8 protein-coding genes and 1 pseudogene are annotated in these 5304 nt (G+C 65.1%); 4 read left to right on the top strand and 5 right to left on the bottom strand.

Annotated elements, in window-relative coordinates:
• The 4 genes and pseudogenes from AC5RWX_RS29715 to AC5RWX_RS29700 all read left to right on the top strand — a co-directional run.
• Positions 1 to 181: hypothetical protein (locus tag AC5RWX_RS29715; RefSeq protein ID WP_494099813.1), on the top strand; the 181-nt coding region annotated here is incomplete at its 5' end.
• A 38-nt stretch (positions 182 to 219) separates the two neighbouring features.
• Positions 220 to 547 (top strand): annotated as a pseudogene (locus AC5RWX_RS29710) (DNA alkylation repair protein); the annotation flags it as partial.
• 74 nt (positions 548 to 621) lie between these two features.
• Complete coding sequence (locus AC5RWX_RS29705; RefSeq protein WP_494099812.1) at positions 622 to 1608, top strand: hypothetical protein; 987 nt, start codon at positions 622 to 624, stop codon at positions 1606 to 1608.
• Between the two features lie 38 nt (positions 1609 to 1646).
• Positions 1647 to 1832, top strand: coding sequence for a hypothetical protein (locus tag AC5RWX_RS29700; protein WP_494099811.1), 186 nt, complete (start codon positions 1647 to 1649; stop codon positions 1830 to 1832).
• 110 nt (positions 1833 to 1942) lie between these two features.
• On the opposite strand, the gene AC5RWX_RS29695 is transcribed toward AC5RWX_RS29700, so the two are convergent.
• The 5 genes from AC5RWX_RS29695 to AC5RWX_RS29675 all read right to left on the bottom strand — a co-directional run.
• On the bottom strand, positions 1943 to 2788 hold the full coding sequence (locus tag AC5RWX_RS29695) for an aldo/keto reductase (protein ID WP_494099810.1): 846 nt from the start codon (positions 2786 to 2788) through the stop codon (positions 1943 to 1945).
• A 63-nt stretch (positions 2789 to 2851) separates the two neighbouring features.
• Positions 2852 to 3328, bottom strand: a complete 477-nt coding sequence (locus tag AC5RWX_RS29690) for a hypothetical protein (protein WP_494099809.1) — start codon at positions 3326 to 3328, stop codon at positions 2852 to 2854.
• Positions 3329 to 3333: 5 nt separating this feature from the next.
• On the bottom strand, positions 3334 to 3963 hold the full coding sequence (locus tag AC5RWX_RS29685; protein ID WP_494099808.1) for a bacterial proteasome activator family protein: 630 nt from the start codon (positions 3961 to 3963) through the stop codon (positions 3334 to 3336).
• Between the two features lie 79 nt (positions 3964 to 4042).
• On the bottom strand, positions 4043 to 4246 hold the full coding sequence (locus tag AC5RWX_RS29680; protein ID WP_494099807.1) for a YbdD/YjiX family protein: 204 nt from the start codon (positions 4244 to 4246) through the stop codon (positions 4043 to 4045).
• The coding region (locus AC5RWX_RS29675; protein ID WP_494099806.1) for a carbon starvation CstA family protein at positions 4246 to 5304 on the bottom strand (1059 nt) is incomplete at its 5' end. The genes AC5RWX_RS29680 and AC5RWX_RS29675, both read right to left, overlap by 1 nt.

The following is a 5304-nucleotide window of genomic DNA, read 5'->3' as shown; positions in this document are numbered from 1 at the left end:
GGACGCCTTGCAGCAAGCCCCCGGCAGGCCAGTACTGATGCTCCGGCCCGCCCGCGTGAAGGTGGGTTCCATCAATGGACTCGCTACGGCCTACACGGTCACCCATGTGTTGGTGGAGTGGGACGATGACGGCAATCACGATGCCCGATGGATTGCCAGCTGGTTGGTGCGCCGGATCTGACGGTGCACATCCCGCGCCGGACCGAACTGTCGTGTACTGACACCGCGGCGAAGCTGTTGGCCCTCCTGGTCCGCCGCCCGAAGGCGTTCCGGCGCGACGAGTTGGACACCATTGGCGAAGCAGCCCGAAGGCCTTGACCTCGCCGGGCTGCTGGCCATCATCGAGGCAGAGATGAAGGATGCGCCGGAACGCCTGCAATGGGCAGTGAATACGTGCCTGGCCCAGATTGGCATTGGGCACGCCGAACACAGGGATCGGGCCATCACTATCGGTGAGCGCCTCGAAGTGCTGAAGGACTACCCAACCCCGCCGGGCTGCACGTCCCTGTTTGCGCCCATTTGGATCAACGACATGGTCTGCCGGCAACACGACAATCAGCAAAAGCCCGCGTTCATCTGGAGTGTCCTTGCCCGGCTCCACCGGGACCTAAGATGGCGTGCATGGAAGACGAGGCCCTGGCAGAGATCGCGAACGAGCTTTATGCCAAGCCGATGGAAGACTTTGTGGCAGCACGCGCTTCCGCAGCGAAGGATGCTGCCCGTTCGGACAAGGAACTCGGAGCAGCGGTGCGCGCCCTGCCAAAGCCGTCGGTTGCCGCCTGGGCCGTGAACATGTTGGCCCTGCGCCAACCGGACATCCTCGCCGACTTGGCAGACCTCGGCGGCAGGATGCGCGGAGCGCAGGCGTCACTGGACGCCGCGGCACTACGGGAGCTGGGACGTGAGCGCCGCACCATGCTGGCCGCCGCCGTCGATACCGCCCGCTCTGTTGCCCGGCAGCAGGGCCGCTCCATCAGCGATACCATGGCGACGGACGTCGAGGAGACGTTGCGGGCCCTGACGGCGGATGAAGGCGCAGCTGCTGCTGTCCAAAGCGGAAGGCTCCTGAAGACACTCTCGGCCGACGGCGTGAATGCCGTGGAGCTTGAGGGCTCAGTAGCTGTCCCCTCCGCCCTGCCCGCACCCAGGGCAGCTCCCGCTCCCTCCAAGGTGCCCCTGCGGAAGGAAGAGGCGCGCAAGGAGCAGGCAAAGAGTCCGACGGCGGCAGGCGCCCTCCGGCGCAAGCCGGACGGGCCGAGGCTTGAGGCAGTCCGGCAGACGCCGCGGCCAACGTCACCACCTGCACTGGAGAAAGCCAGAGCCGCCCTGGCCGAGGCGCAGGCGGTAGAAGCTGAGACCGCACAGTTGGCTCGGGACCTGCAAAACCGGGCGGACGAGACACGGTCTGAAATTGCCGGGCTGCAAGAGGAAACAACGGAACTTCGGGCCCGCCTTAGAGCGGCCGAGGACCAGTTGGAGCGGTGCCGCAAAAGGTTGGCAAGTACCACCGCCGAGGCTAAGCAGGCGGTGCGGGCTGCGGACAAAGCAGCGCGGACGGCGATGCTCGCGCAGGAACGGGTCCTCCGGCTGGGCAACACGCGGGGCTGATTCCGAGGAATGTCAGACCCCGGTTGCACACTGGATTTATGGAAAACCAACCCGTACAGGAATTTCACGTCACCTACTTCGATGCCGATTGCGGCCGTGCCCGCGCTGAAGTCTTTGACACCTTGGCGGAAGCCGAGCGGTTCGCCAGCCGACACTGTGCCGGCGAAGACAGCTGGGCCGTTGTGGACGCAGTCCCGGTCCAGCACGTGCGTATTGCCGCCTGACCCGAGGCGGGCGAAAAGTCCAGGCCGTTCAAAGCAGTGACCCGCGTTGCCCGGGGAAACACCAAGGCAACGCGGGTCATGGGCCGGCTTGGGCCGGCGTCCGGTTCAGCTTAAGCGAAATCGGCAACTGCAGGATCGGCTCCGATACGGCCTTCACCCTTGGCACTGCGGTCCAGTGCGTTGATAGCCTCGATGTCGTCCGCGTCCAGGGAAACATCCAGCGCCGCGAAGTTCTCGCGGATCCGGGACTCGGTGACGGACTTGGGAATGACCACGTTGCCGATGGCGAGGTGCCAGGCAATAACCACCTGGGCAGGCGTGGCACCGTGCTTAGCGGCGATAGACGCTACCGTTGCGTCCTCGAGGAGCTCGCCACCCTGGCCCAGCGGTGACCAGGCCTGCGTCAGGATCCCCTTGGATGCGTCGTACTCGCGCAGTTCGCGCTGGCTGAAGTACGGGTGGAGCTCGATCTGGTGGATGGCCGGGACTACGCCCGTTTCATCAATGAGCCGCTCCAGGCCTTCCACGGTGAAGTTCGAAACACCGATCGACTTGACGCGCCCGCGCTTCTGCAGCTCGATCAGGGCCTTCCAGGTGTCCACGTACTTGTCCCGCTTGGGCGTCATCCAGTGAATCAGGTAAAGGTCCAGGGTCTCAAGGCCCAGCCGGTCCATCGAGTCCTCGAAAGCGGCAAGGGTGGACTCGTAGCCCTGATCCGCGTTCCAGAGCTTGGTGGTGATGAAAAGCTGCTCCGGCGACAAGCCTGAGCTGGCAATGGCTCGGCCCACGCCCGCCTCATTGCCATAGATCTTGGCGGTGTCGATGTGGCGGTAGCCCGCCTCGAAAGCCTGGCGGACAACCTTTTCCGCCACTCCGTCCTCAACCTGCCACACGCCATAGCCGAGCTGGGGGATCTGGTTACCGTCGTTGAAAGTCAGTGTCGGTGATGAAGTCATGCTTCATATCTTGCCAAACCAGCTGCCCGGAAAAGGACGATCGGGGCAGACTAAGCCACACGCTTAACCGGGAATATCCTCTTGCCGGGAGCCCAGGCTTTCCTCCCGCAGCTGCCTCTCGGCGTCGGCCACCTGCTGGAACACTGCCTCCGCACGGCGCCGCACGGAGGCTGCTCCCACGGGGACGGGGCCTACGGCGAGGCGAAGCATGGCAGCGGCTTCGGCGGTGGTGGCGAGGGAGTTGCCCGCCTTGGACAGCGAGCGGTGGACAGGTGCGAGGGCAGCCGGGATGTCCAGGCCCTCACTCGGCGACCGTTGCTGTGCTTCCACGCAGACTGCCCTGACGCGGTCCAACAGCGCAGCAAGCTCGTTGGCGATGTCCACGAGTTCCCCGTAGAGCTGGTCGTCCTCGACCCCTTCGAGGACCTGGTGGAAACGGTCGAGCCCCCGGTGGAAACGGTCGTGGGCCCGGCGCCACAAGCCTTTCCCAAGTTCCGCGTCGTCCTTGCGCCCCTGCCTGGCGGCGCTGAAAAAGCCCAACGACCCTAGAGGTACTGTCCCGGACCGTGGTCCGGATCATGGGGCTGCCCTGGCCGGGCCGGAGCGCCCGGCCGGTGACCGGCGGACGTACGCTGGGGCTCTCCGTTTTCCCCGATCACGACGCCGGGTGCGATCAAGGTGCCGGGCGGGAGCTGGCGCAACTGCAGCTGCGCGGCAGCGTGCTCGCGGGCGGCGTGCTGGGCAGCGATGGCCGTCTGGATGCCGTGGAACAAGCCCTCCAGCCAACCCACCAGTTGGGCTTGGGCGATACGCAGCTCAGCGTCCGAGGGCGTGGCCTCGTCGGAAAAGGGGAGGCTGATCCGGTCCAGTTCCTCCACCAGCTCAGGGGCAAGCCCGTCCTCGAGCTCCTTGATGGAGCGCTCGTGTATTTCGGCGAGCCTGCCCCGGGCGGCGTCGTCGAGCGGTGCGGACTTCACCTCTTCCAGCAGCTGCCTGATCATGGTTCCGATCCGCATCACCTTGGCTGGTTCGTCCACCAAATCCTGCAGGTTGCTGCCTTTGGGCTTGCCACCGTTGTCCGGAACAGCCGGTGCAGGTGCCGGCTGCCCGTCGTCGATGGTAGTGCCTTCTACCGGGAGGTCCTCAGGTGCCTGAGTGTCTTTCGGATCGCTCATGGCTTCATACTCTCATGAGCGATCCGCCCGCAGTCCACTCTATGAAGCCTGCTGACGGTTTGTCCGCTGCAGGCTCAAATCAGCAGCACCGGCCCTGGGGATTTGAGTCCTGGCGGTCCGTCCGGTCCCGCCAGAACTCACGCTCGCCCAGGGGTGGCGTGCTATGGCCTGCAGCCTGGTGGTGCTCCAGGTACTTCGCATAAGCATCCGCCCCCAGCACGCCGCCGAAATAGCGTGCGAACCCATGGAAGCCCCTGGCAACAGCGGCGAGCCCGGAACTCATCAGTGGTGGCCTGCCCTCTCGAACCTCAGTTCCGCCGGGACCTTGTCCCACTCAGCCATCAGCTCCCGCTCAGCCGGCGTTGGAATAAGCCCGGCCGGCGCGAAGACGCGTGAAGGCCTGGCGGGTTCCTCATTACCCCTGTTGGCGGTGGCGTCCGCCCGGTTGCCGAACGCCCTGACGGTGGCGAGCAACGCCGTCGCGATCACGATGATGCTCAGCACCACGAAGATTACCGACAGCCAGCCCTGGATGGCGGTATTGCGCACCACGGCCTCCATCGCTGCCACCGATTTCGCGGTGCCGAATTCCGTCTTCCCTTCCGCCAGTGCCTTGCTGAAGGCTGCGTTGTTGGCGAAGTAACCCACTGCCGGCGTGGACGAGAAGATCTTCTGGTAACTCGCCGTGATGGTGACCACTGCGGCGAAGGCCAAGGGCAGCGCCACGATCCACAGGTACTTGAAGGTTCCCTGCTTGGCGACGATGGCCAGGCATACGGACAAGGCGATGGCCGCCAGCAACTGGTTGGCGATGCCGAACAACGGGAACAGAGTGTTGATGCCGCCGAGCGGATCGGTCACGCCCATCAGCAGTACGGCTCCCCAGGCGCCCACCATGACGGCCGTGCAAAGCCAGGCGCCGGGCCGCCAGGATGCTTCCTTGAACTTGGGAACGAAGTTGCCAATGGAGTCCTGCAGCATAAACCGGGCCACGCGGGTGCCGGCGTCCACTGCCGTGAGGATGAAGAGGGCCTCGAACATGATGGCGAAGTGGTACCAGAACGCCATCATGGCCGTGCCACCGATGAACTGCTGCATGATGTGCGCGAGGCCGACGGCGAGGGTTGGGGCACCGCCGGTGCGCGACACGATGCTCTCCTCACCAACGTTGGCCGCGGTCTGCGCGAGGAAGTCCGGGGTGATGTTGACACCGGCCAGGCCCAGGCTGTTGACCCAGGTGGCGGCTGTCTCAACGGTTCCGCCGGTGAGGGCGGCAGGGGCGTTCATGGCGAAGTAGAGGCCTCGGTCAATGGAAATTGCAGCGACCAGGGCCATGATGGC

It is taken from the genome of Arthrobacter sp. SPT-J7 (assembly GCF_059089965.1).
Note: the sequence above shows the minus strand (reverse complement) of the source record. Positions and strands in the feature narration are given on the sequence as shown.